The organism is Candidatus Krumholzibacteriia bacterium (genome assembly GCA_035268685.1).
Classification (GTDB): Bacteria; Krumholzibacteriota; Krumholzibacteriia; order JAJRXK01; family JAJRXK01; genus JAJRXK01.
On the sequence record DATFKK010000170.1, the window covers coordinates 1 to 25859 of the forward strand.

Annotated in this window: 15 protein-coding genes; 6 read left to right on the plus strand and 9 right to left on the minus strand. The window is 70.3% G+C overall.

Annotation, left to right across the window (positions count from 1 at the left end; all coding sequences use genetic code 11):
• The coding region (locus tag VKA86_15800; GenBank protein ID HKK72670.1) for a sigma 54-interacting transcriptional regulator at nt 1-814 on the plus strand (814 nt) is incomplete at its 5' end.
• On the opposite strand, the gene VKA86_15805 is transcribed toward VKA86_15800, so the two are convergent.
• Complete coding sequence (locus tag VKA86_15805) at nt 783-2102, minus strand: glycosyltransferase (GenBank protein ID HKK72671.1); 1320 nt, start codon at nt 2100-2102, stop codon at nt 783-785. The two genes, VKA86_15800 and VKA86_15805, sit on opposite strands and share 32 nt — an antisense overlap.
• A 129-nt stretch (nt 2103-2231) precedes the next feature.
• On the opposite strand from VKA86_15805, the gene VKA86_15810 reads away from it, so the two are divergent.
• On the plus strand, nt 2232-3101 hold the full coding sequence (locus tag VKA86_15810; GenBank protein ID HKK72672.1) for an LEA type 2 family protein: 870 nt from the start codon (nt 2232-2234) through the stop codon (nt 3099-3101).
• Between the two features lie 12 nt (nt 3102-3113).
• Here VKA86_15810 and VKA86_15815 read toward each other — a convergent pair whose 3' ends face one another.
• The 3 genes from VKA86_15815 to VKA86_15825 all read right to left on the minus strand — a co-directional run bounded on the left by VKA86_15815 (nt 3114) and on the right by VKA86_15825 (nt 7838).
• Nucleotides 3114-3620, minus strand: coding sequence for a YchJ family protein (locus tag VKA86_15815; protein HKK72673.1), 507 nt, complete (start codon nt 3618-3620; stop codon nt 3114-3116).
• Nucleotides 3621-3706: 86 nt separating this feature from the next.
• Entirely contained in the window at nt 3707-4396 is a 690-nt protein-coding gene (locus tag VKA86_15820; protein ID HKK72674.1) for a tetratricopeptide repeat protein, read from the minus strand.
• 142 nt (nt 4397-4538) lie between these two features.
• The gene (locus VKA86_15825; GenBank protein ID HKK72675.1) at nt 4539-7838 is read right to left on the minus strand and encodes a glycosyl hydrolase; all 3300 of its coding nucleotides are present in this window, start codon (nt 7836-7838) and stop codon (nt 4539-4541) included.
• Between the two features lie 223 nt (nt 7839-8061).
• On the opposite strand from VKA86_15825, the gene VKA86_15830 reads away from it, so the two are divergent.
• Complete coding sequence (locus VKA86_15830; protein HKK72676.1) at nt 8062-8868, plus strand: hypothetical protein; 807 nt, start codon at nt 8062-8064, stop codon at nt 8866-8868.
• 88 nt (nt 8869-8956) lie between these two features.
• Here VKA86_15830 and VKA86_15835 read toward each other — a convergent pair whose 3' ends face one another.
• From VKA86_15835 to VKA86_15855, 5 genes are all read right to left on the minus strand, one after another.
• Nucleotides 8957-9964, minus strand: coding sequence for a hypothetical protein (locus VKA86_15835; GenBank protein HKK72677.1), 1008 nt, complete (start codon nt 9962-9964; stop codon nt 8957-8959).
• Between the two features lie 131 nt (nt 9965-10095).
• Nucleotides 10096-13245, minus strand: a complete 3150-nt coding sequence (locus VKA86_15840; protein ID HKK72678.1) for a hypothetical protein — start codon at nt 13243-13245, stop codon at nt 10096-10098.
• 80 nt (nt 13246-13325) lie between these two features.
• Nucleotides 13326-15707, minus strand: a complete 2382-nt coding sequence (locus VKA86_15845) for a CHAT domain-containing tetratricopeptide repeat protein (protein ID HKK72679.1) — start codon at nt 15705-15707, stop codon at nt 13326-13328.
• The gene (locus VKA86_15850) at nt 15704-16318 is read right to left on the minus strand and encodes a hypothetical protein (GenBank protein ID HKK72680.1); all 615 of its coding nucleotides are present in this window, start codon (nt 16316-16318) and stop codon (nt 15704-15706) included. The genes VKA86_15845 and VKA86_15850 overlap by 4 nt, the downstream gene beginning before the upstream one ends.
• Complete coding sequence (locus VKA86_15855; protein ID HKK72681.1) at nt 16315-16842, minus strand: sigma-70 family RNA polymerase sigma factor; 528 nt, start codon at nt 16840-16842, stop codon at nt 16315-16317. Before VKA86_15855 ends, VKA86_15850 begins: the two co-directional genes overlap by 4 nt.
• A 162-nt stretch (nt 16843-17004) precedes the next feature.
• Between VKA86_15855 and recC the strand changes: the two genes are divergently transcribed.
• From recC to recD, 3 genes are read left to right on the plus strand one after another with little or no spacing between them, the layout of a single operon-like run.
• Nucleotides 17005-20397: an exodeoxyribonuclease V subunit gamma gene (gene recC, locus VKA86_15860; protein HKK72682.1), complete on the plus strand. Its 3393-nt coding sequence runs from the start codon at nt 17005-17007 to the stop codon at nt 20395-20397.
• Entirely contained in the window at nt 20394-24020 is a 3627-nt protein-coding gene (locus VKA86_15865) for a UvrD-helicase domain-containing protein (GenBank protein HKK72683.1), read from the plus strand. Before recC ends, VKA86_15865 begins: the two co-directional genes overlap by 4 nt.
• Nucleotides 24017-25846, plus strand: coding sequence for an exodeoxyribonuclease V subunit alpha (gene recD / locus VKA86_15870; protein HKK72684.1), 1830 nt, complete (start codon nt 24017-24019; stop codon nt 25844-25846). The genes VKA86_15865 and recD overlap by 4 nt, the downstream gene beginning before the upstream one ends.
• Nucleotides 25847-25859 lie beyond the last annotated feature (13 nt).

The following is a 25859-nucleotide window of genomic DNA, read 5'->3' on the forward strand; positions in this document are numbered from 1 at the left end:
GACCGACGCTCCCTTCGTACCGGTGAATTGCTCGGCCATCCCCGAGAGCCTGTTCGAGCGGGAGTTCTTCGGTCACGCGCGCGGGGCCTTCACCGGTGCCGATCGCGATGCGCCGGGACTCCTGGAGGCCGCGGCCGGAGGAACCCTGTTTCTCGACGAGGTCGGTGAGATGCCGGCCTCGGTGCAGCCGAAGTTGCTGCGGCTCCTGCAGGAGGGGACCTTCCGCCGCGTCGGAGAGGTCCGAGAGCGAAGCGTCGATCTCCGGATCGTCGCTGCCACCAATCGGCCGCTGTTCGAGCTGTCGCAGGACGGAGAGTTCCGCGAGGACCTCTACTACCGGCTGTCGTGGTTCGAACTGGGGATTCCGCCGTTGCGGGAGCGGCCCGACGACGTGGAGGCCCTGGCCCGTTCCTTCCTCGAGCGGGAGGAACGGCGCTTCGGCCGTGCGTTCCGCATGGATCGAACGGCCTGGCGGGCGCTCCGACGTTTCGAATGGCCGGGCAACGTGCGACAGCTCGAGTCGGCGGTGGCCTCGGCCTGTGCGCGCTCCGGTGAAGAGGGGAGGGTCCGCGTCTCCGATCTCCCGGTCCACGTGCGCCGCGAGGTGCGTGGAATTCGGGAGCGGTCCACGCGCGACCTCGACCTGCACCGGTCGCTCGAGCGCTACGAACGCGAGTTGATCCTCGACGCGCTGCGGCGCAGTGGTCAGCAGCGGACCGAGGCGGCGCGTCGTCTCGGGATCGGTCGGAACACGCTGTACGAGAAGATGAAACGGCTCGGGATCAGACCCGAGAATCCCGGACGAGCCGCGTGATCGCGGCGGCCGCGTCGCCGGGTCCGTCCGCGGAACCGGCGACGTGGGCCGCGATCGGGGCCGCCGTGCGGTCGCGGTTCAGTTCGCGGCGCAGGGCGGCCTCGAGCCGTTTCCCGTCGAGTTTCGCCGACGGAACCACGGCCCCGGCTCCGAGCGCCTCCACCCGCAACGCGTTGTCCGGCTGGTCGTGGCTGTGCGGGACGACGACCTGCGGCAGTCCGCTGCGCAGCACCCGTGCCGTGGTTCCGATCCCGCCGTGATGGACCACGGCCCGACAGTGCGGAAGCAGCGCGCCCAGAGGCGTGAAGCCGAAGGCCGCGAATCCGTCGGGCAGCGGTCCCAGGGACTCGGGCTCGGGCAGCAGGAACAGCCCGCGTTCTCCCGACGCGCGGCAACTCCGAAGTCCCGCCCGCAGGAGTTCGTCCATGTGGACGTTCGCCGAGCCGCCGGTGAAGACGACCGGTGGCGAGCCGGCGCCCAGGAAATCCTGAACCGCAGGATCGAGTGGTGCGTCCTCCCCGGGGTCGAAGAGCGGAAAGTCGGTCAGCGTGACGTCGTCGGGCCAGTCGGGTTGGACGGGAGCGTACCAATCCGGCCACAGACCGACGACACGCTGGGTCGAGTGGATCCATCCGTCGAAGGGACGCCGCACGCGCGGCAACCCGAGCCAATTGCGGTAGGCATTGAGCTCGGGGCAAAGGGCCGGGTCGATGATCGCGGCGTCGGCGACGGCGTAGGCCAGGTCCTTCTGCCAACGCGGACCCGTGCGCGGGAAGTGGAGGTGAGGGGTGCCGACCCGGTCCTCCCGCGACCGCAGGACCACCGGTTGCACGTGCATCGAGACCTGGGGCACACCGAGTTTCTCGTGGGCCAGCCGCGCGCCCAGACACAACACCGACGAGGCCACGACCAGATCGTCGGTCTGCTCCGCCCGGCGTTCGACGATCTCGAAGAGGGGACGCATGGCGGGGACGATCACGTCGCGGGCGAGAACGCGGAATCCCCGCCACGGATGCCAGATGTCGGGGTCGCGGGCCGCCCGCTCGAAGGCCGCGTCGGGGAGCAGTTGCTCGAACTCGATCCCCTCGTCCCGGCAAGCGCGCTCGAACCACGAACTGGTGACCACCACCGGACGATGGCCACGGGCCCGCAGCTTGCGGGCGACGGCGAGGACGGGGTGCACGTCGCCGGCACTGCCGAGAGTCGGCAGCAGGACCGTGCACGGGCGATCGATCCCGACCTCGGCCGAGGGTTTCGATGGACGTTCGAGGAGTGCGGAGAGGTCCATGGCCGGGTCGCTCCGGGGTTCCGGTGGTTGTGGCGGCGACGGCGTACCCCTACGATCGCCACGCTCGGCGCGGCGGGCCACCCCGCGATGCCGCGATGCGAGGCTCCCACCCGTCCCGAGGTCCTGTCCATGAGCACCCGACACCGGTTCCTTCGCACCCCTCTGCTGTTCCCGCTGGTCCTGCTGCCGTTGCTCGGCGGGTGCGCGAGCGTGCTCGAGGCGTTGCAGTCACTGCCGCGCCCCAGCGCCGAGGTGGTCGGGGCACGGATCACCGGTCTCGGTCTGGAGTCGGCCGACCTGGAGTTCGACCTGCGGATCTCCAACCCGCTCGACGCTCCGCTGCCGCTCGTGGACGTCGACGTCGCGCTCGGCAGCGGGGGTCGGAACTTCCTCGAAGGCGTGCTCCCGATGCAGGGGACGGTGCCGGCCGGGGGGCAGCGGGTCGTGCCCGTTCCGGTGCAGGTCGATCTGCTGCAGGCCGTGCGGACGTTGAGCGGTCTGCGGCCCGGACAGGTGGTGGACTACACGGCGGAACTCGGTCTGGGTGTGAACGTGCCGGGTGCGGGTCCGCGTCGATTGCCGCTGCGCCACCAGGGCGAACTGCCGATCCCGGCCCTGCCGCGGGTGGAACTCGATGCCCTCCGCCTCGACGAGCTGGGGTTGCGCGAGGTCTCCGGCACGGCGGTGCTCCGGGTGGCCAATCCGAATGCCTTCGCCGTGGTCGTCGATCGACTGTCCCTGGATCTGCAGCTCGCCGGTCGGGGCGTGGGGACGCTCGGCGCTCGACAGGTCCTCGAGCTCGACGCGGATGGCGCGGGCACGCTCGAACTGCCCATGAGCCTGAGTCCCCTGGATCTCGGCACCGCCTTGCTCGACGCCCTGCGGCGCAGCTCCACCGACTACGGTCTGTCCGGCGGGATCGGCTTCGACACGCCCTTCGGTGCGCTCGCCAGCGACCTGGACGTCACGGGCGAGGTGCCGATCCAGCGGACGCGTTGACGGGGGAACCGCTCAGGCGGCTCGGGCACAGCACTTCTTGAACTTCTTGCCGCTGCCGCAGGGACAGGGTTCGTTGCGGCCGACCTTCGGCTGCTCGCGCCGGTAGGGTTCCTGACGTCCCGGTAGGCCGTCGACGAAGCGCCATTGGCCGTCTTCACGGCCGAAGATGCTCTTCTCGTGGTGTTCGACCTCGTCACCCTCGGCGTCGTCGTAGAAGGCGATGAACTCGACCAGTCCCTGCTCGTCGTCGGGGCCGCCCCCCTCGGTGTCGATGACCTCGAAGCCGTTCCAGGTCGACTCGCGCGCCCACTTCGCGATGTCCTCGCGCACGAGGTCCTTGCGGGCGTCGCTGTGGGCGGTGTCGATGATGTAGTCGACCTCCTGCCTCACGAAGGCGCTGTAGCGAGAGCGCATGAGCTCTTCGGCGGTCTCAGCCGGACGGTCGCCCCGGTGCAACGGGCCGCAGCACTCGGGGTAGGACTTCTTCGATTCGCAGGGGCACAGGTCGGTGGTGGTCATCGCGCGTGTCTCGGGTTCGGGGCAGGAGGAACGGCCGGTGAGAATACCGACGGCCCCCGGTCGCTCGTCAATGGCGGAGTGGTCGGCTACTGCCCGGGGACGTCCGTCTCGATCAAGGTGCGGGCCCGTGCCAGTGTGTTCTCGATCTCGTCGACGAGGGCATCGTCGACGGGCCCTTCGCGGCGGATCCGGTCGAGTTCGGCCAACATGCCCATGTATCGCTCACGAGCGTCCGGCCCGCCAGTGCTCGAAGCGCGGCTCATGTCGATCTGCAGACGCAGTACGTTCGCCCGTTGGGCGGAAAGCGCGTCGGTCGCCGCCACCCGGGCCAGGGCGAGAGCGTGGATCGCGTCGTCGAGGGCGCTCCCGCGGCTGAGGTCGACGGCCAGGTTGTACAGCTCACCGAAGTTGAAACGCCGGGCCGTGGTCACCTCGCGGGCGTAGGTGTCGGGGTCGAGGCTCACCGCTCGGTCGAAACTGCGGTTGGCCTCGCGCAGATCATCGACGGCTCCGTCGAAGTCCTGCGTGGTCGCCCGCGCGCGGACGTCGGCACTCAGTGCGTAGCCGAGATTGTAATGGGCGATCGCCGAATCCGGGTCTCGCGCGACGGCGTCGCGGAACGACGCGACGGCCTCGGAGAAGTCGCCCTGCCGCAATTGGTAGATTCCGGTCGACACCTGCCTCTCGGCGCATCCGAGAGCCAGAGCGGTGGCCGCGGCGACGAACAAGATCGGTCGCAGGGGGGCGAGCACGCGGTGGACGACCGGTGAGGTCATCGGCGACTCCTCGAGGCTTCGATGGAGCGGTGTGGGGCAGCGACGGCGCGACCGATGGGCTGCCGGTCGCGTGCCGCCAGGATTCTAGGGTGGACTCCGCGGGAAGGGGAGCGGAGTCCACCGTCTTCACGAGATCTTTCGATCAGCGACCGGTCTCGTCGTCGTCGAAGCTCGGGATCCGGCCGGGCGTCCACGGCCCGCCGCGCTCCTCGAGCTCCGCCTCGATCGAGGCCAGGTCCTGCTCGACGAGCGTACGCAGGTCGTCGAGCACGCCGGGCATCTGGTCTTCGACGATCTCCACGTTGTCGCGCATGGTCTGCGTCGGAGCCGAACTGCTCGTCCAGTAGCCCATGACCACGCGGCCCACGCGGCCGGACAGACCGGGCAGCGTGGCTTCCTGCCGGCGGGCCACGGTGGCGTCTCCGCTGAGGTCGATCTGGAGGTCCTGCAACCGGTCCTCGACGTCGTCCAGGCGCTGCATGAGATCGCGCACGGGCTCCCCCGGTGTGTCGAGCAGGGCCTGCCGCACGTGATCGATCCGCGAGTGCGCCTCGCTCACCAGCCGGTTGGTTCCCAGGATCACGCGCTGCAGATCGGCCACGCGGTCCTGGAAGTCACTCAGCTCCTCGCGCGATTCGGCCGGCAGGGTGGCCTGGGCGAGGACCTCCGCCTCGAACGAGACCGGGCCGGCGATGTCGGTCCACTCACCGTCGACGACCTTGTCGATCTCGACGGTGTAGGTCCCGGGCATGGCGATCGCGCCCTCTGTCGCACTCGACCACGGGCTGGTCCACGCCGGGGGACTCAGGTTCGTGGGCTCGGGGGACGGATAGCGGAAGTCCCAGTGCACGCGATGCGTTCCCGCCGATTTCGGACCGTCGATCCGACGAACCACGTTGCCCTCGTCGTCACGCACGGTCAGCACGATGCGCGGGGCGTTCTCGCGGTCCTCCTCGCGCAGTTCCTCCCAGCTCGGGTACTCGAGATCGCCGCCCTTCTGCCAGATCTCCTTCTCCGAAGCCAGGCGCAGCTCGCGCTTGGTCTGCAGGCCGTCGCGCAGGTAGTAGCTGAACATCGCTCCCACGGGCGGGTTCGGGCGGGTGAAGGCCTGGTGGCCCATCGATCCCTTGCCCGGAAGGCCCCACGGCGTGCGCTCGAAGAACATCCACGACCGTCGCACCGGGAACAGGACGGCTTCCTCTTCTTCCATGGCGGTGGCGTCGGCGTTGCGTAGCGGCGTGTAGTCGTCGAGCACCCAGAAGCCGCGGCCGAAGGTGCCGACCACCAGGTCCTCGTCGCGACGTTGCAGCTCCAGGTCGCGGCAGGCGATCACGGGGATGCCGCCCTTCAGCTGGATCCACGCGTCGCCGCCGTCGCGGCTGAAGAACACGCCGAACTCGGTGCCCACGAACAGCAGCTCGGGATCGACGTGGTCCTGCACCACGTCGTGCACCTGGCCGCGGTCGGGAAGGTCGCCGGCGATGGAGTCCCAGCTCTGGCCGCGGTCGGTGCTCTTCAACACGTAGGGTGTGAAGTCGCCGCGCTTGTGGTTGCTGAAGGTGGCGTAGACGACCTGGTCGTCGTGGCGGTCGGCGGTGAGCGAGGTCACGTAGCTCATCTCGGGCACGTCCGAGAACTTCTCGGTCTTGTTCCAGGTCTCGCCGCCGTCGGGAGACATCCATACCAGGCCGTCGTCGGTGCCGGCGTAGAGCAGGCCCTCCACGAGGGGGCTCTCGTCGAGGCTGACGACGTTGCCGTAGATCGAGGTCGAGCGGTTCTTCGACACCGCGTCGACGCTCCACACCCGGCCCATGACCTCGAGCTCGTTGCGATCGAGCTGCCGGGTCATGTTGCCGCTGATCTTCTCCCAGCTGTCGCCGCGGTCCTCGCTGCGGAACAGGTAGTTTCCGCCGAAGTACAGGCGCGTGTGCGAGTGGGGGCTGATGAGCAGGGCGCTGCTCCAGTTCCAGACGAAGGGCTCGTCGTCGACTGCCGGCTGCGGCTGGATGTCGATGACCTCGCCCGTCTTGCGGTCGTAGCGCGCCAGGTTGCCGTACTGCCACTGGCTGTAGACGATGTCGGGATCGGTGGGATCGACGGCGGGCTCGAAGCCGTCGCCGCCGAGGGTGATGAACCAGTCGCGGTTGATGATCCCGTTCGCGCTCGTGGTGCGCGTGGGGCCCCCGATGGTGTTGTTGTCCTGCGTACCGCCGTAGACGTTGTAGAAGGGGAAGTCCTCGTCGATGGCGATCTTGTAGAACTGCGTCACCGGAAGATTCCAACAGAAGTTCCAGGTCTCGGCCCAGTCGTAGCTCACGTACACGCCGCCGTCGGTGCCGCTGACCAGGTGCTTGGGATCGTCGGGGTCGATCCACACCGCGTGGTTGTCGACGTGCATGGTGCCGTCGTTGATGCGGTCCCAGGTGTGGCCGCCGTCGACGCTGCGGTGGAACCAGGTGTCGTTGCTGTAGATCACGTCGGCGTCGGTGGGATCGACGATGAGCTCCTGGTAGTACTGCGGGCTGCGGCTCACGTAGTCGGCGATCTTGCTCCAACTGGCACCGGCGTTGTCGCTGCGGTAGAAGCCCGAGCCGTCGCCGGCGGCCTCGACGATCGCGTACACGCGGTTGCCGTTGGTGGGGGCCACGGCGATGCCGATGCGGCCGATGTCGCCGTCGGGCAGACCGCGGGTCAGTTCCGTCCAGGTCTCGCCGCCGTCGGTGGTCTTGTGGATCCCACCCTCGGGGCCGCCGTTGATCAGCGTCCACACGTGGCGGCGACGCTGGTACGAGGTCGCGTAGATCACGTCGGGATCGCGTGGGTCCATGGCGATGTCGCTCACGCCGGTGTGCTCGGAGAACTCGAGGATCCTCTTCCAGGTCTCGCCGCCGTCGGTGGTCTTGTACAGACCGCGGTCACCGCCGGCGTTCCACAGTGGTCCCTGCGCGGCCACGTACACGGTGTTGCCGTCCTCGGGGTGCACGACGATGTCGCCGATGTGCTCGCTGCTCGGCAGGCCGACGTTCTCCCAGGTCATGCCGCCGTCGATCGACTTGTACACGCCGTCGCCGTAGCTCACGCTGCGCTGACTGTTGTTCTCGCCGGTGCCGACCCACACGACCAGCGGGTCGTTCGGATCGAAGGTCACGCAGCCGATCGAGTAGCTGCCCTCGGAATCGAAGACCGGGGTCCACGTGGTCCCGGCGTTCTCTGTCTTCCACACGCCTCCGGAGGCGACGGCCACGATCCAGTGGTGATCGTTGGTGGGGTCGACGGCGATGTCGCCGATGCGACCGGAGTTGATGGCCGGGCCGAGTTCGCGGAACTCCAGGCCGGCGAAGGTGGAAGCGTTCATCGGGCCCTCGTCGTCGTCGGCGGCGGGGACGGCGGGCGCCCACACCAGCGAGACGAAGAGGACGAGGGACAGCAGCAGTCGGGTCATGGCGGAGGGACTCCTCGGAAGGATTCGGAGAAACGGCGAAAGCACCCGGGCTCGCGGGCCCGCCGGACATCGCCTCTCGAACCTTCGAACCCTACACGGCCCCTGCGAGATGGCGCGCCTGGAGTTCTGTGACATGGGGTGCGGCCCTATGGGCCCCGTCGCGTCCCGACCATGTATACTGTCGCGCCCCTGCAAACCCCAACCCCTGGCACAGGAGGACCTCATGTTCCCCAGGATCAAGCATGCCGTTGCGGCACTCGCCGTCGTGGCCCTTATCACGGGCCCGGCGCTGGCCGTGCCGACGACCATCGTCGACACCACGGCCGGCAACGCCACGGTCGACGGAACGATCAACGCCGGCGAGTACGTCGGGTTCTCGACCGGTGTGGGCACCGGTTTCGGTGACGTGATCGGTGACGGAAGCGAATTGTACGTGGATTCCGACCTCGCCGGTGTCGCCTTCGGCCTGAGCACCGGTGCGGGCAATCTGGACAACCAGATGGTCATCTACATCGACTCGACCGCGGGTGGCTTCAACGATACCGCGAGCTTCGATGACAACGCCGATCCGCTCCGGGCGGCGATCAGTGGTCTGGCGGCGGATGGCACCGGAAACCGCTCGACCCTCACCTTCGCTCCGGGGTTCGAGGCGGACTACGCGATCGGTGTCGAGGCCGGCTTCGCTGGTCTCTGGCAGCTCGTTGGTCCCGGATCGCACAGCTTCGTCGCGTCGGCCGACCTCGCGCCGACGGGTGACCCGGCTGCCGGAGATTTCGAGTTGATCTTCGACCTCTCCGAGATCGGTCTGTTGCCGGGTGAATCGTTCACGTACGTGGTCACGTACCTGAACGCCTTCGATGCCTTCCGCAGCAACGAATTCCACGGTGTGGCCGTCACTCCCGACGCCAACATCGGCGCGGGGAACTTCGTGATGTCCGACGGTGACTTCAACACCTTCACGACCTACGAGGAGCCCGTCGACACCGACGACGACTCGTGGGGCGCGGTGAAGTCGCTGTACGAGAACTGATCCATCCCGTTCGGCCGCGACCCCGGTCGAGCGAAGAGTGGCACGGGGCCTCCGCGAACGGGGGCCCCGTCGTCGTTTCCGGGCCCGGTCACGGCAGCCGCCAACCGAGGACGACGTTCAAGCGGGTGTAGACCTCCTCGAAGAAGCCCGCGGGCCGTCGCCCGGCCGGCTGCTCGGCCACGATGATCTCACCGCCGAGTTCGAGTCCGTGGCGCGCGGACAGGACGACGGCGGGTTCGAGCGTCACGCTGTGTCCGTAGGTGAAGAAGTCGTCGGCGAGCTCGCCGCGCAGACCGATGTCGCGGCCGATGTAGGAGTGGTTCAGTGCGACCTCGGTGCGTCCCGCCGCGCGCGGTGTCCACCTCGCCAGGGGATCGACGATCACGGTCGTCCCGTGGTTCACCGCGCCGGTGGCGGTGTTGTGCAGTGCTTCGGTGAACAGTTCGAACCACGGGTTCGGCGTCCATCGGATCTCGCCGCGCAGGTAGACGTCGTGCAGGATCTCGAAGCTCGTCTCGATCCTCAGCCACGGAACGATCTGCTGGCTCGACTCGATCTCGAAGTAGTTCGTCCGGTCGGGTTCGGTCCACACGGTCCGGCGCGCGAACAGGCCGGGTTCGTCGACCTCGCCCAGGCGACCGACGACCATCTCGACCGTTCCGTCGGGTGCGTTGAACCACTCGAGGCGCGCACCGTCGATCCAGCCGACGGGATCGAGTCCGGTGGGCGAGATCACGGCCTTCACCGGTGGGATCACCCCGGCCTGGGCTCGAACGTGCTCGCTCCGGTATTCGACGAAGAGTTGTCGCAGGCGGGGACGGAAGGGATCGGTGTCGTCCCTTCCGCGGCGGAAGTCGGCGAGTGTCACCCAGCGCGAGGCGAAGTCGTCGCCCGTGGACACGAATCCGACGAGGGCCCACTGGTCGCGTAGCTCGACGCGTTGCCGGTAGCGCAGTGCGGTCTGGAAGCGGTCGCGGACCGCCCCGCCGTCGATCACGTCGTAGCGGAGATCGACGCGCAGGTCGGGGCGCGGAAGCGCGATCTCCGCCCGCGCGGATCCGGCGGACCAGGCCACGACGACGAGGGCGGACAGCATCCGGGTGACGGATCGACGACGGACGGACGAGGGCATGCGGACGGGTCCGGGTTGCGGTTCGCGGTTCGCGGTTCCGCAGACCATAGGACCGCGCGCCGGACCGGTCGACCTTTTCGGCCGAGCGGGTTCGATCACTTCACCAGGCTCGTCTTGCGGGACAACCGGAGTCCGGGGCCGCGGACGTCCACGAAGTAGGTGCCGCTCGCCCACGACGTTCCGTCGATTGCAAATGTGTGCACATGTCCCGCGGACAGGGTGCCGTCGAACAGGGTGTCCACGACCCGGCCACGCAGGTCGAGCACACGCACCCGGACCGGGCCGCTCCGCTCGACGACGAGCGAGAACGACGCGCGCGGGTTGAAGGGATTGGGTGCGACGGGTGACAGCTCGTTGCGCGACCGGACGGTGTCACCCGGCCGGTCCGGCGAGTCCACGGCGACGGAGCGGGGACGAACGACCGCGCGCAGCGCGGCGCCGTCGGTGATCAACTCCGCGTCGATCGAAGCCGGCGTCTCGATCGCGTCGAAGGCACCCTGCAGGCAGTCGGCTCCGCCGGCGCAGTCGAGCACGGTGACGGTGTCGGGGATCTCGGGTTCGAAACCCGGTTCGAGGGCGAAGACGAGCGTGCCCCCGAGCGTGGCCCCGCCGGTGGCCGAAAGCGTGTCGTGACGGATCTGGCGACGGCGTACGGGACCGTCCTCGGGGCCGAAGAGATCGATCCGCAAGTGGCCGTCGGCGGTCTGTTCGTAGTTCCCGTCGACGGTCAAGCGGCCGGGCGCGGCCGCCGTGCCGGGATCGACGCGCGCGTCGTTCGTCACGTCGAAGGGGAAGGCTCCGTCGCCGCCGAGCGACCAGTCGGCGCCGAACTGCACGTCGTCGACCGCGAGCTGCGCGTCGGCAGAGAGCACCAGCTCCGCCGTGCGGATCCCATTGGCGGCGCGCGCCGAGTGCTTCGGGGTCTCGGTGCGGTCCATCGCCAGCACCTCGCCCTCGACGCGGCCGCCCGGGCCGATCTCGAGAATCTCGGTCGTCACGAGCGCCGTGGAGTCGGCCGAGACGAGACCGGAGGAACCTTCGACGGATCCCACGTAGAGGGCGGTGGACTGCAGCAGCGCGCCGTCGACGTCGACGGTGCCGATGCCACCAGCGGCGTCACCGACGATGATGCTGCCCGCGACCCTGGTGATGCTGGCGTCGCTCAGGGACAACAAGCCCGTGCCGGCGCTGCCGACGACCAGTCCGCCCAGACTGGCCGACGCCGACGCCCCGAGCACACCGAGTTCGCCGTACCCGCCGGCGTCGGCGCCGAGCACGCACCAGCCGAGGGCCTGCGGGTCGGTGCTCTGCGACAGCTCTCCGGTGCCGATCACGAGGACGCTGGCCGCCCCGACGCCTCCGATCGTGATGTCGTCGCTCGACACCAGACCGGCGTCGCCGACGAACACCTGACCGTTGCTGCCCTCGGCATCGCCGACCAGCACGCGACCCGCGGTCAGGGCCGTCGTGTCGATCTCCAGCTCACCCGATCCCGCTTCGCCCACGACCACCGCGTCGTCCACGATCACGAAGCTGCCCGCGTCCCCTCGGGCCCGGAACGTCCCCTCGCTGCCGGCGATCTCACCGAGCACGATGCGATCGCCGGTGAGCTGCGAGGAGGTGAGCTCCACCGTCCCGGATCCACGACTGCCGACGATCCACCGCGTCGCGTTCGCGTTGGCCGTGTCGAACTCCAGGCGCGCCCGGGTTCCCGTGCGCAGCCCGAGCGCCACTTCGTTCGACACGCTCAACTGCGAACCGGCGTGGAAGTTCACCGTGGTGGTGTCGGCATGGCCGGCGATCAACGGGGCGCCGCCCACGCTCCAGGTCTGCTCGAAGACGTCGAGCACGAATTCGCGGTCGTGGCCCAGGTCGGCGCCCTGGGCCAGGTCGAGGGTCCCGCCGGTGAAGTCGTACAGGCTGAGCTCGCCGTTGCCGGGGCGCGTGACCAACGAGGCGAGGCAGGGATCGGCCCCCGACAGGGACCACGATGCGTCGCCGAACTCGAATCCCACACCCGGGCCGCCGTCGAGGACCAACGACGCGTTCGCCGGGCCCGTCGACACGTCGACGACTCCGTCACCGCCCGACGTGTCGAAGCGCAGGACGTCCTCGGAGCCGGGAACGAAGTCGGCCGACCAGTTCGCGGTGTCGTCGTAGGACCCGGCCCCGCCCGTCCACGTGATCATCCCCTGCGGGTTCTCGGGATCGCGGCACGGCGGGCCGAGTTTCACACGGAAGATCTCGGGGGCGCCGGCGTTGGTACCCCAGCCGACGACCCACCCGGTTTCCGAGACGTCGAAGGCCTTCTTCAGGTCGACCGGCCGGCCGAGCTGTGCGCTCACGAGGGCCGACAGGTCGTGGGCCCGGCCGGCCTCCCACACGATCGCTCCGAGGCCGCCGTCCCAGCCCCAGCCCGCGATCTGATCGAAGTCGTTGATCGCGTGGGCGTCGGCCGACGAGTAGCCGGCGGGCAGGGGCAACTCCGAGTACGTCGCGCCGTCGTAGAGGAAGGCCTGGTCGAAACCGTTCGAGGTCTCGGCGTCGCCGACCACGATGCCCGCGGAGTTCAGGTCGAGCGGATTGATCAGATCCCACGGCGCCTCGGGGAGCGGCACGACGGTGTCGTCGGGCTCGATCAGGTAGACCTCGTTGCGGCTGCCGGCGAAGCGGCGGACGAGCATCGTGCCGGCCACGTTCCGGGCCATGACCTCGCCGAACTCCACCGTTTTCGTCAGCACGTCGAACACGCCACCGGCCTCCCAGCGGAAGGGCCAGCAAGACCCGTCGTCGAGGCAGATGCGCCCGACCATCACGCCGTCGTCGCTGGTGGCGGTCGCCCGGACGAAGGACGTGCTCGCGGGCTGTACCGACTCGGTGGTGGCGAAGCCGCTCGAGGGTGACCACACGTAGCCGTGGGTGGGCTCGAAGTCGTTGTCGACCTTCCAGCCGGTGACCTCGCCCAAGGCGTTGATGCTCTCGACGCTGCTCTGCCACGACAGCAGCCCGGCCCACTCGCCCCCGACGCGGACGTGGCCCTGGGTGCGATTGAGCTCGGTCGCAGCCGTGAGGGCGACCACGCCGTCGTCGTTCACCACGACCTTCGACACGCTGCGCACGGCGTCGGGCCAGCCGAGCCACTCCATGGACTCCACGGTGGGGGTCGCGGCCACCGGTACGGCAACGACGAGCGGGAAGACGGACAGGATCGCGACGAGCACACGGATCGATCGGTCGCGGAGCATGACGGCACCTCGCGGAAGCGGTCGGGGGTGCCGATGTCGTTTGACGGGATGCGGAGATCTCCCGCGGCGATCGCGCGGGGTCAGCCGGCCGGTCGCCGCACGACGAGCCCGCGGAGGGCGAGCAGGACCAGTCCGAGTGCGATCCAAGGAGCGGACGGTGCGCCGTTGCCCGCCGGGCCGGTGCCGGCCAGTGCGGCGACGGGCTCGTGTCCCGGTCCGGTGAGCACGAAGGCCGCCCACTCGCGTGGGGGCAGTCCCTCGGCGCGGGCGCGCCGCCGCGCGCGGGCGAGAGCCTCGTCGCGGGGAAGTCCGGCCCGTAGCCCCTCGTACAGGTGCTCCACGAAGCGGCGGGCACCGACGTCGTCGACGTCCCACAGCGTGCTGATCACGCTGCGGGATCCCGCGCCGAGGAAGGCCCGGGGAAGTCCGAACCATCCTTCTCCGAGCACGCGGTGATCGCCGAAGGTGCTGCAGCCGCTCAGTACCACGAGGTCGTTCGACAGCTGCAGCCCGTCGACCTCGAGCGCCTCGACGACGGCCGGCCCCTCGTCGTCGGCGAGGACCAGGGCCGATCGCCGGCCGTCGACCGGATCGACGACGGCGTGCGTGGCCAGGTGCAGCACCGCGGCGTCGCGCGTGACGTCGTCGCGGAGCATGGCGGCGGTGGCCGCTCCGCCCACGGCGACCACCGACGACGGATCACCGATCGTGCGGACCTCCTTCCGTGCTTCGGGCAGCGGAACGCCCGCCCGCGCGCGTCCCGGCGACTCGGGAAGCGGTCCCGGAGCGACGCCGCGCGGGAAGTCCGGGTCCGCCAGCGCGACCAGCGGTCCGTCGGCTGGTGCTCGCGCGGCGAGCGCGAGGAGCGACGCGGCGTTCGGCAGGTAGCCGAGCGCGACGCGATCGGTCCATTCCATCCCCTCCCGATCGCGCAGCAGGCCGAAGGGGAAGCCGGCCAGCGACGACGGCGGGACCAGGAGCACACGGCGCGTGTCCGTGGGGATCGCCTCGAGCAGTGGCCACAGGATCTGCCGCTCCAGGCGCTCGAGGATCGGTGCGCACGTTTCGATCGATTCGCCGGCGGCGAGCAGACGCAGGGCGGCGCGGGCGTCGGCCGCCGGCTCGTGCACCGGACCGACTTCGACGGCGACCAGCGTGTCGGCCGTCAGCACGAAGGCCACGAGCGGATCCGAGCGGGAGTCGTTGAACAGGACCAGGGCCCCGTCGTGCTCGGCGAGGATCGTCTGCAGACGATCGCGATCCGGAACGTCCTGGTCGACGCGTTCACGGAACAGCGGGGCGCGTCCGCGTTCGACCACGTCGAAGGCCGCCTCGACGTCGCCGCGCTCGAGCAGGCAGCGCGCGAGGGCGGCGTAGACCTCTCCGCTCGCCGCGAAGATCCCGGCGCGGCTGCGCTCGTCGACGAGCTCGCTCCGGCGCGCCTCGAAGAGGTCGAGCGCGGTACGCAGGGCTGCTTCGGCCTCGTCGACACGGCCGAGGGCGAAGAGGGCGTGTCCCTCGAGTCGACGCAGGACGGTGAGCAGGGGATCGTTGCCGGCGGTCCGGACTTCGTCGATCAAGGGCGGCACCGCATCCAGCGCCTCATCGGCCCGCCCCGATTCGAGCAGGGCGACGATCCGCATCTGCTCGGCGTAGCTCGCCGTGTAGCGATCTCCGTTCGCTCGGGCGAGGTCGCGGGCGCGCTCGAGCCACGGTGCAGCCCGGTCGAAGCGGCGCAGGTCGAGCAGCACGTCGCCCATGCGCATGCAGGCGATGCCTCGATGCTCTTCGAGCTCGTGGTCGTCGACCATGGCGAGGGCACGCTCCGCCCACACCAGCGCCTCGGTCGGGCGTCCGAACTGGTTCAGCAGCTGGGCCCGTCGGAGGGCGTTCGCCAGGCGGCCGGTGTGGTTGTCGGTGAAGGCCAGCCAGTGCTCTTCGCGCGCGGTGGCCTCGAGCGCCTCGGCGTTGCGGCCGATGTTTGCATAGGCGTTCGCCAGGTTGCCCCAGGTGCGCGACAGACCCACGGTGTCGGCCAGGCTGGTGCGCAGCTCGAGGGAGCGTTCGTAGACGGGCAGCGCCGCCTCGACGTCACCGCTCACGGTGTGACCGATCGCCAGCGCGTTGAGCAGCGACGATTCCGTGCGGGGCGATCCCTCGGTGCGGGCCAGGTCGACACCCCGCTGCCATCGTTCGAGCGCGAGGTCGAGCGCGTTGCGCCGATAGGCACCGATGCCCGCGACTTCGAGGCAGCGCGCGGCGAGTCCGATCTCGTCCTGGGCCCGAAGCGAATCGGCGTAGGCGAGCAGCCGTTCCTCGTGGTCTTCCATCCGCTCCGGTGTGGTGGGCCGATCCGCGAGTGCGCTGCGCGCACGGTCGACCAGCGTGGCCCTCGCGGGCAACGGCGTCGCCACCGTCGCGAGGCAAAGGAACACGGTGGCGAGCAGCCATCGACGGGTCATCGCGGCGGGACCACCTCGAAGCTCGTGCTCGCGCTGGTCCCGCCCTCGGCGCCGTCGGGCGCGATCTCGACCACGATCCACCGCCAACGACCCGTGCTGTCCGCGGGGGTCGATTCCGGGGCGCGCACGAGGAGGGTATCGGCGACGACCTCCGTCGCGCGCCGTCGTGCCTGCGCGTCGTAGAGTTCCCACCGATAGGTGGTTCCCGGTTCGTCGGTCGTGGTCGACCATGTGAAGCGGCGGGGGAAGTGGTCGAACTCGCCCTCGGGCGCGAGCGGCGTGATGGAGCTGCCCGTGCCCCGCAGACGCGGCGTTCCGTCGTCACCGGGCTCGGTCAACGGGCCGAACACGACGAAGACGACCACCGCGGCCACCGCGGCGACCGCGGCAGCCAGGCGACGCGGTGCCCACCGTGTCCGCCGACGCGTCGGCGTCGCGTTCGCGGTCTCCCGCAGAGTCTCGCGCATCGAGATCGCCGCGTACAGTTCCTCGCTCCGCTCCGGCGATTCGAGCGCGCGCCGCTCCCACGCCCCGCGCTCCGAGCCGGACATGTCGCCGGCAGCCCAGCGTTCGATCGCTTCGTCGTCGTGTCGATCGGGATATTCGTTCACGGCTGCACCCCCTCGCGCCGCAGGATCTCCTCGAGCTTCTTGCGGCAGCGGTACACGCGCCGGTAGAACACGGCCGGTTCGAGTCCGGCCCCGGCGGCCAGGTCGGCCGGCCGCTGGCCCTGGGCCATGGCCCACAACCAGCGGGCGCATTCCTCCGACACGGCGCGCAGAGTGGCCAGGGCGGCGTGGACCGCGCGGTGGCGGCGTTCGTGGTCGAGCGCGTCGATCGGATCGGGTGCCGTATCGGCGAGGTCGATCGTGTCCACGTCGTCGTGCGAACGTCGCTTCTGGTACCAGTTGCCGGTCACGTTGCGCAGCACCACGAAACACCAGGCGAGCGGTGGATTCGCGGTTCCTTCGCGCATGGCGATGCCGGGGCCCTTCTCGAGGACGATGCCCAGGGTCTCCTGGACGACGTCCTCGACCGCGTCGTCCGGGACCCGACGTCCGGCGATCTCGAGCATGCGCGCGCGCAGGGTCGCGAGCCAGGCGGGGTCGATCGCGGGATCGTCGGCGTCGTGCATCGATCCGGTTTGACGGGTGGGGGAGATCTCCCGGCACGATCCAGGGTGCGCGGGAGGCGGGCTCCGGTCAACGCCGCGCCTAGCCCGGTCTCGACCGCCGCGCTGCCGCGCGCTACACTGCGCCGCCCCGAGGCTCCCGTCTCGTACCACCTGCCGATGCCGATGACCGCACCTCCCCTCGAATCCGGCCTGCGTCTGCCCACGAGCGATCGTCTGGAGGACCTGGCCGACGACCTCGTCGCCCGCCTGCACGCCCGGCCGTTGCCTCCGCTCGAGACCGAGACGGTGGTGGTGGGCAGCCGCGGCATGTCCCGCTGGTTGAACCTGCTCCTGGCCCGTGATCTGGGAATCGCCGCTTCGGTGGCGTATCCGTTTCCGTTCAACTGGGCGCGACGGACCACCGACATCGTCCTCGACCGCACCCGCAACGACACCGCCGATCCCTTCGGGCCGCAGGCCCTGCCCTGGCGGGTGCACGCCTGGCTGGGAAGGGTCGAAGAACTCGATCTCGAGCCCGACGCCCGCGCGCCGCTCGAGCGCTACCTGGCCGACGACCCCGACCGGCGCAAGCGCGGGCAACTGGCCCGGCGCGTGGCCCGCCTGTTCGTGCAGTACCAGACCCTGCGCGTGCCCGAGCTGCTGCGCTGGGAGCGCGGGGAGTGGTTCGGCGACGATCCCGACGAGAGTGGCGGCGAGATCTGGCAGCGCGCGCTGTGGAACACCCTGGTGGACGAGGCCGATCGTCCGTCGCTCGCGCGCGACCTGGACGATGGGATCGGGCGTCTGCAACGCGGGGAGGGTATCGAAGGACTTCCCCGGCGGGTCACGCTGTTCGGTCTGAGTTCGGTCCCTCCGGTGCTGCTCTCTCTCGCCGAGGCGGTGTCCCGGCACCGCGAGGTGACGATCGCCACGCTCACGCCCACACGCGAGTACATCGGCGACGCGCGTCCGGCGCGGTGGCAACCGGTCGAGCAGGGAGACCTGTTCGACGCGGCGAAGGTCCACCCGTTGCTCGCCGAGTGGGGGCGGGTGGGCCGTGACCTGCAGGATCAGCTGACCGAACTCGAGGGCATCCATCCGGAGGTCCAGCGGGAGACGGCACCCGAGAGGACCGTGCTCGGCCAGCTGCAGCAGGATCTGCTCGACGCCCGCATGCCGGCCCGCGCGGACGAACGCGCGGCTCCCGAACGCGTGCGCGTGCGGCCCGACGACCGTTCGCTGCGCATCCACGTGTGCCATTCCGAGCGCCGCGAGATCGAAGTGCTGCGCGACGAGATCCTGCGCGCCTTCGAAGAAGGGGTGGTGCGCGAGCCCTCGGACGTGCTGGTCCTCGTGCCCGACATCGATCGCTACGCGCCCTTCGTGCGGGCCGTCTTCGAGAGCCCGCGCGCGACCCCGGCGGGCCCGGTGCACCTTCCGGTGCAGGTGGCGGACGGGCGCGACACCGACCACTCCGACTTCGCCCGCTTCGCGCTCGACCTGCTCGACCACGCCGGTGGACGCCACACGGCGAGTGGCGTGCTCGAACTGCTCGAGTCCGGACCCGTGGCGCGTCGCTTCGGTCTGGACGACGTGCCGACGAGCGACGTGCACGACCTGGTCCGCGGAGCCGGTATCCGCTTCGGTCGCGATCCGGTGACGCGCGCGGCCGAACACGATCTCCCGGATCTCGACGGCGGCACGTGGCGCGAGGGACTCGACCGCCTGGTGCTGGGCTTCGCCCTGGGCCGCTCGGACGTGACGATCGACGGTGTGGTTCCCCGTGCCGACGCCACGACCGGCCGCGCGGAGACCGTGGGGCGTCTGGCCACCGCCGTCGACGCACTGTTCGCACAGCTCGACCGGCTGGTCCGGCCGCGCTCGTTGCGGCGGTGGTGCGAGGACCTGCGGTCGGCACTGTTCGCGCTCACCGCCGCCGACGGTCGGACCGACGCCGCACTGCGCGTCGACCTGGTGCGGACGATCGAGGCCCTGGCCGAGGTCGCCCGCGACGACGACACCGACGTCGCGCGCAGTACCTTCGCCGCCGCACTGCGTGCGCAGCTCGCCGACGACGCGGCCGGGCAGGGTTTCGTGAGTGGCAGCATCACCGTGGCCGAGTTGCGGCCCATGCGGAGTCTGCCCTACGCGATGATCGCCGTCGCCGGACTCGACAGCGATTCCTTCCCGCGCCGGGATCCGGCCGAAGGGCTCGATCTCACCCGAGGTCGGCCGCGTCGCGGGGACCGCTCGCCCCGCGCCGACGACCGGCAGATGCTCTTGGAGGTGCTGACCTCGGCCCGCCGGCGCCTGGCGCTGACGGCCATCGGGATGTCGCAACGCGACGGTACGGAGATCGCGCGCAGCGTGTGTCTGGACGAACTGGTCGACGTGATCGATGCGAGTTTCGTGGTCGACGCCGATCCCGACACGAAGCCTTCGGCGGTGCTCACCGTGGAGCACCGACTGCAACCTTTCCACGCCGCGTACGGCCGAGACGACCATCCCGAGCACTTCACCTACGCGCGCGAGACCGTCGACGCCGCGCGCGCGTTGCGTTCGCGGACGGCGGAACGCAGTCCCTTCGTCGACTCCTGCCGTGTCGACGACGGCCTGGTCCGCGACGCCGAGGGCCGCGCGCTGGTGACCGTCGACGACCTCGTCACCTTCTGGCGCAACCCCTGTCGCTGGTTCGTCGCGCGCGTGCTGGGCATGGCGCTGCACTTCGACGAGGGCGACCTCGACGACGAGCCCTTCGGCGTGGACGCACTCGGCAAGTATCGGATCCGACGCTGGATGGTCGATCACGTGGACGACCTGCCGCCCGTCGACGCGATCGTGGAGCGCGCCGAACACGAACTGGGCACGGCGAGCGGTCGCTCGGGACGCGCGCATGCGCGCGAGGTGGTCGAGACCACGCTCGGACGTTGGCACGACGTGCTCGCCTCGGATCCGCGGCCGCGGACGCGGGAGGTCGATCGGAGTGGGCCGACCTGGCGTCTGACCGGGACGCTCGACATCGACCCCGCGCAGGGTCAGGTCGTGTGGACACCGAAGCCGAAGGTCGAGGCCGATGCCCTGATCGAGGCCTACGTGCGGCACGTGATCCTGGGGGCCACGCGCGGTGAGGACGGCCCGCCGCCGTGGGCGACCTGTGTCGTCGCGGCCGAGGGCGCGTTCAAGGTCCTCACCGATGGGGTCGGAGATCCCATCGCTCTGCTCGACGAGATGATCGCAGGCTTCGTCGAGGGTCAGCGCCGACCCCTGCGGTTCTTCCGACGCAGCACGGTGGCGTGGTGCTCGAAGACCCGGGGCGTCGACGATCGCTTCGACCCCGACGTCGCGCGGCACGGTTTCGGCGAGTTGGCCTCGGCCTGGGAGGGAGACCACCACGCGCGGGGGGACCGCGGCGACGACGAGGTCACCCTCTGCATGCGGGGCGTGCGGACCTCGGAACTGATCGACGACGACTTCCTGCGTTGGGCGCGGCTCTTCGATCCGGTCGTCGTCGCGACCAGCGGCCGCAAGAAGGCGAAGTGGCCGCCGGCGTCCGGCGCGAAGGGGGGGACTTCGTGAACGAGACCTCCCGGAGGTTCGATCCCGTCTGCCAACCCCTCGACCGTTTTCCCCTGTTGATCGAAGCGAGCGCGGGGACGGGCAAGACCTGGTCGTTGACCGCGCTGGCCACCCGACTGGTCGTCGAGGGCAGGGTCGCCTCGATCGACCGGTTGCTGCTGGTGACCTTCACCGTGGCCGCAACGCACGAGCTGCGCGAACGTCTGCGCACACGTCTCCAGGACACACGGAACGCGTTGATGGGCTGCAAGGTCGACGACGACTTCGTGCAGCGCCTCGTGGAGCGGTGCGACGACCGTGCGCTCGCCCGCGATCGTGTCCTGCGCGCCCTGCGCGACTTCGACGAAGCACGCGTGAGCACGATCCACGGCTTCTGCGCGCGCGTGCTGCAGGACAGCGCCTTCGAGGCGGGACTGGTCTTCGAGACCGACGAGACGCAGGACAGCGACTTCCTCCGGCAGGTGGCGGTGGCCGACGCCTGGCGTGCGCAGGTGCAGGCCGGCCCACCCTGGCGCGCGGCGTGGCTGGCCGAGAAGAGCTACCCGCCGCGCAAGGAAGGGCGGGGTCGTGATCTGTACGCCGACCTGGAGACGCGGCTGCAGTACGACGGCGCCGAGTTCCTGCCCGCCGTCGAGAGCTCGGTCGACGACGCCGACCGCGAGGTGCGCGGCATCCTCGCCGGTCTCCTGGACGACCCGGGGTTCCTGGAGTCGTTGCGGGAGGCGGTCGACACGGTGGAACAGGGCCTGGCCGGACGACACCGCGCGCGTTTCGAGGAGTTCCGTCGGATCGTGGACGAGGGCGCCCTGGCCGACGACGAGACCACCTGGTCGGTTCTCATGGGTCTGCTGCCCGGAAGGATCGAGAAGACCGTCGGCACGAAGCCGCTGAAGAACGAGGTGTGGAAGGCCGTCGTCGACCGCCTGGAACCGCTGGAGTCCTCTCTGGAGCGCGGATTCGAGGTCCTGCGGCGGGCATTGCTCGAATCGGCGGCCCGGCGCTTCGCCGCGGCCAAGCAGGCGGCGAACCTGCGCGACTTCGACGACATGATCGGCGAGGTGCACGACCGGCTGATCGACCCCGACACCCGTCGCGCTCTGCGGAACCGCATCCGCGGCTCGATCGACGCCGCGCTGGTCGACGAGTTCCAGGATACCGACATTCGTCAGTGGACGATCTTCGAGACGCTCTTCACCGACGCGCCGTTGATCCTCGTGGGCGATCCCAAGCAGGCCATCTACGGATTCCGCGGTGCCGACGTCTTCGCCTACCTTCGGGCGCGCGACGCCGCCCGGGCGACCACCTCGTTGCCCGGCAACCACCGCAGCCATCCCGATCTGGTCGAGACGGTGAACGCGCTCTTCACCGCCGACGGCGCCTTCGCGCTCGACGACCTGCAGTCGGGTCGGGTGCAGGCCGAGAAGTCGGCCGAGGCCCTGTCGATCGGAGATGGTCGACCGGCGGTGGAATGGATCCGGATCGACGCCGACGGGGCCCGGGAGTTCGGAGGCACGAAGAAGGACGACTACCGGCGTGCCTCATGTGCCCGGGTGGTCGAGCACACGCAGCGCCTGCTGCGGTCGCGGGTCCCGATCGACGGCGAGAGGGTTCATCCCGGACACGTGGCCGTGCTCACCCGTTCCCACGCCCAGAGCCGCGAGATGCAGGACACCTTCCGCGAGGCCGGTATCGACGCGATCGTGCGCGGTTCGGGCGACGTGCGGGCGACCGACGTCGTGGCCGAGGCGGGAGCGGTGCTCGAGGCGGTCCTCGATCCGACCGACACCCGGCGCGTCCGCACCGCGCTGGCCACGCGACTGTGGGGCGCACCGCTCTCCCGCCTCACGGGACTCGAACACGACGAGCGCGCCATGGCCGACGTCGTGGTCGAACTGGAGGCGTTGCGGGAACGCTGGCGGCGCCGCGGCGCGTTCGACGTCCTGTCGTCGATCGTGGCCGAGCGCGAGGTCGAGGTCCGGTGGCTGTCCGAGCGCGACGGCGAGCGCGACGTCACCGATCTCCGTCACGCCATGGAGTGGATCCACGGCCTCGAGACCGAGCGTGGCCTGCGTCCCGAGGGCACCGTGGCGGCGCTGTGGTCCGAGCGTGACGGCGACGAGAACGACGTCACGCGCCTGCGCCTGGAGCGCGACGAGCGCGCGGTGAAGATCGTCACCGCCCACGCGAGCAAGGGGCTGCAGTACCCGGTGGTGTTCGTGCCCTTCGCGTGGGAGGACCGCCCGGCACGCGCGCCGTGGGTCCACCACGATCCGGACGACCGGACCCGCGTGACCGTGGACTGGCGGACCGTCGATGCCGACGACGCGTGTCGCGAGCGCGCCGTGGTCGAAGGGCTGTCCGAGGAACTGCGTCTGCTCTACGTGGCGATGACACGGGCGGAGCGCCGCTGCGTGGTCGTCGACACCGACTTCACGCCCCGGAGTGTCGAGAAGGCCGAACGCCGTTTCTCGCCCCTGCACTGGTTGTTGCACCGGCCCGCACGAGCCGAGGGCGAATCGACGACGGGCTGGGTGGCCCGCGCGCTCGACGTGCTGAAGGCCGAGCCGGGTTCCGGGAGCCGTCACGAGGAACTCCGTCGCCTGAATTCCTGCGAGGCCGTCCGGGCCGAGGCGGAACCGACGACAGCCGATGCCGACGACGTCGGCGAACTGCGGGCGCGTGTGCTTCCCGCCGACGTGCGCGGTCGTCTCGTCCCCTGGTACGTGTCGAGCTTCACGCGCCTGACCCGCGACGTCGACCCAAGCGTCCCGCCCGAGGTCGCGCTCGCCGAACACGACGATCCCGCGGTCGAAACCACCGCCGCCGTGAGTGCGTCCGTGCCCGAGGGCATCTTCGCCTTCGCTCGTGGTCCCCGCGCCGGTGACTGCCTGCACGAGATCCTCGAGCACAGCGACTTCGGCGCCGATCCGGCCGATCCCGATCACCGCGACCGCGTGCGCCGGATCCTCGAGAACCACGACATGCTCCGACCGGCCGCCCACGCCGCCGACATCGACCCCTTGCGCGAAGCGGTGGACCTGGTCGCCCGGGTGGGACGTGAACGCGTTCCCGGAGAGGACTTCGAACTCGCCCGGGTCGACGCGGCCCACCGTGCGAACGAGTGGAACTTCCGTCTCCCGGTCGATCACCTCGACCTGCCGCGTCTCGCGCGAGCACTGCGCGACCACGCGCCGCGGGACATCGCCGACGGTCTCGTCGACGAACTGATGGCCCAGCCGGGTCGGCAGGAGGGCGGACTCTTCGGTGGCATCGTCGACCTCGTCTTCGAACACGAAGGTCGGTGGTTCCTGATCGACTGGAAGAGCAACCACCTCGGCGACGACGTCGACGACTACCATCCCGACGCCGTGCACCGCGCGATGATCGAGCACGCCTACCACCTGCAGTTGTTGCTGTACCAGGTCGCGCTGCACCGGCATCTGAGCGTGCGTCTCCGGGACTACGACTACGATCGTCACTGCGCCGGGGGCGCCTACGTCTTCCTGCGCGGACTGTGCGGACGCCCCGACCGGGGCTGGGTGCGGTGGCGGCCCGACCGGGCCCTGGTCGGCGCGGTCGACGCCTGCTTCGCCGTGGCGGCGGTGGAAGGGGGTGCGCGATGATCGAAGGGCTGCCCTGGCTGCAGCGCGACGATCTCGATCCCATGGCGCGCGCCTTCGCGCACACCGCGTGGCGTGCGAACGTCGAACGGATCGGTCCGCAGCGTGCCGCCACGCTGGCCGCGCTCTGCGCGTTGCTCGTGGTCCAGAGGAGTGGCGGACACGGCGCGATCCATCCCGACGACTGGTCGTCGGTGCGCGAGCATCCCGATCTGGACGGTGTGGTCCTGCCCGACGTGGCCGCGTGGGAGCATGCGCTCGCCGCATCGCCCTGGGTCGGCGACGGATCGCAGGCCACACCGCTGGTCCGGCGCACCGACGGCAGCCTCGCCCTGTACCGCGATGATCGCGCCGAGATCGAACTCGCCCGACGGCTGCGTGCGCTCGCCTCCGACGTCGACGACACTCTGCCCACCCCCGATCGCGTCGAGGCCTTCGGCCGCTTGTTCACGCTGCGCGAACCGACGGGTCCGGCCCTGGCTGCGGCGACCGCCCTGCGCTCGCGTCTGACGGTGGTCACCGGCGGGCCGGGCACGGGCAAGACCACGACCGTGATCCGTGTCCTCGCCCTGCTGCTGTCGGCCGATCCGTCCCTGCGTGTGGCCGTGGCCGCGCCCACGGGAAAGGCAGCGGCGCGCCTGAGCGAATCCTTCGCCGATCAGCGCGCGGGGCTTCCCGTGAGCGATCGCGTGCGTGCGGCGCTGGATCTTTCCGTGGTGACGGTCCACCGCCTGTTGCGGGCACGCCCGCACGACGGATCCTTCGGTCACGACGCCCGGCGCCCGGTGCCGCACGACGTGGTCGTGGTCGACGAGGCCTCGATGCTCGACCTCGGTCTGGCCCGGGCGCTCGTCGATGCCTTGCCACCGCGCGCGCGATTGATCCTGTTGGGAGATCCCGATCAGTTGGCCAGTGTCGACGCGGGGGCGGTGCTCGCCGATCTCGTGGCGGCGCGGACCACGCGTGGCGATCTGCGGTCGCCGGGCTTCGCGGCCTTCGCACGCCCCTTCTTCGAATCGGAGATCGAGACCGCGGCCGACGTCGACGTCTTCGCCGATGCCACCGTCGAACTCCGGGTGAACCATCGCTTCGACGCCCAACCGGCGATCGCGCAACTCGCCGAAGCGTTGCGCGCCGGCGAGCCCGATCACGTGCTCGAGGTGCTCGACACCGGCGCGTTCGACGAGGTGCGGCGCGTGGAACCGGGAGAGACCGCCGACACCCTCGATCCCGTGCTCGACGATTGGCTGCAACACGTTCCCGGTCAGGACGACGGCGACGATCTCGAGCGTTTGCGCCGGGTCGAGTCGGGGGTGCGCCTGCTGGCCGCGCTGCGCCGCGGGCCGTGGGGAGTGCAGGGATTGAACGCCCGTGTCGAGCGTCGCTTGCGGCGCCGCGCCGAACGCGCGTGGGACACGACGGAGACGTGGTATCCGGGACGGCCGGTGATGATCCGACGCAACGTCGCCGCCCTGGGCGTGTCGAACGGCGACCTCGGCGTGTGTGCGCCCGACCGTGAACACGACGGAGAACCCTCGCTGCTCCTTCGCGACTCCACGGGCTCGGTGCGTCGCCTGGCCGTGGCCCGGCTGCCGGAACACGAGACGGCCTGGGCCATGACCGTGCACAAGTCCCAGGGGTCGGAGGCCGATCACGTCCTGCTCGTGCTGCCGCGGGATCGTCACCCGCTGCTGACCCGATCCCTGCTGTACACGGGCGTGACGCGGGCGCGACGGTCGGTGACGGTGGTGGGAAGCATCGACGCGATCCGTGCGGCCGTGCGCGCGCGTGAGCAGCGACGCACGGCCCTTCGGGACCGGCTCCGGTAAGAAGAGCCCGGGT

Coding starts and splice junctions, on each gene's coding strand:
- VKA86_15805 (HKK72671.1), bottom strand. CDS start 2,102: ATGGACCTCTCCGCACTCCTCGAACGTCCATCGAAACCCTCGGCCGAG.
- VKA86_15810 (HKK72672.1), top strand. CDS start 2,232: ATGAGCACCCGACACCGGTTCCTTCGCACCCCTCTGCTGTTCCCGCTG.
- VKA86_15815 (HKK72673.1), bottom strand. CDS start 3,620: ATGACCACCACCGACCTGTGCCCCTGCGAATCGAAGAAGTCCTACCCC.
- VKA86_15820 (HKK72674.1), bottom strand. CDS start 4,396: ATGACCTCACCGGTCGTCCACCGCGTGCTCGCCCCCCTGCGACCGATC.
- VKA86_15825 (HKK72675.1), bottom strand. CDS start 7,838: ATGACCCGACTGCTGCTGTCCCTCGTCCTCTTCGTCTCGCTGGTGTGG.
- VKA86_15830 (HKK72676.1), top strand. CDS start 8,062: ATGTTCCCCAGGATCAAGCATGCCGTTGCGGCACTCGCCGTCGTGGCC.
- VKA86_15835 (HKK72677.1), bottom strand. CDS start 9,964: ATGCTGTCCGCCCTCGTCGTCGTGGCCTGGTCCGCCGGATCCGCGCGG.
- VKA86_15840 (HKK72678.1), bottom strand. CDS start 13,245: ATGCTCCGCGACCGATCGATCCGTGTGCTCGTCGCGATCCTGTCCGTC.
- VKA86_15845 (HKK72679.1), bottom strand. CDS start 15,707: ATGACCCGTCGATGGCTGCTCGCCACCGTGTTCCTTTGCCTCGCGACG.
- VKA86_15855 (HKK72681.1), bottom strand. CDS start 16,842: ATGCACGACGCCGACGATCCCGCGATCGACCCCGCCTGGCTCGCGACC.
- recC (HKK72682.1), top strand. CDS start 17,005: ATGACCGCACCTCCCCTCGAATCCGGCCTGCGTCTGCCCACGAGCGAT.
- recD (HKK72684.1), top strand. CDS start 24,017: ATGATCGAAGGGCTGCCCTGGCTGCAGCGCGACGATCTCGATCCCATG.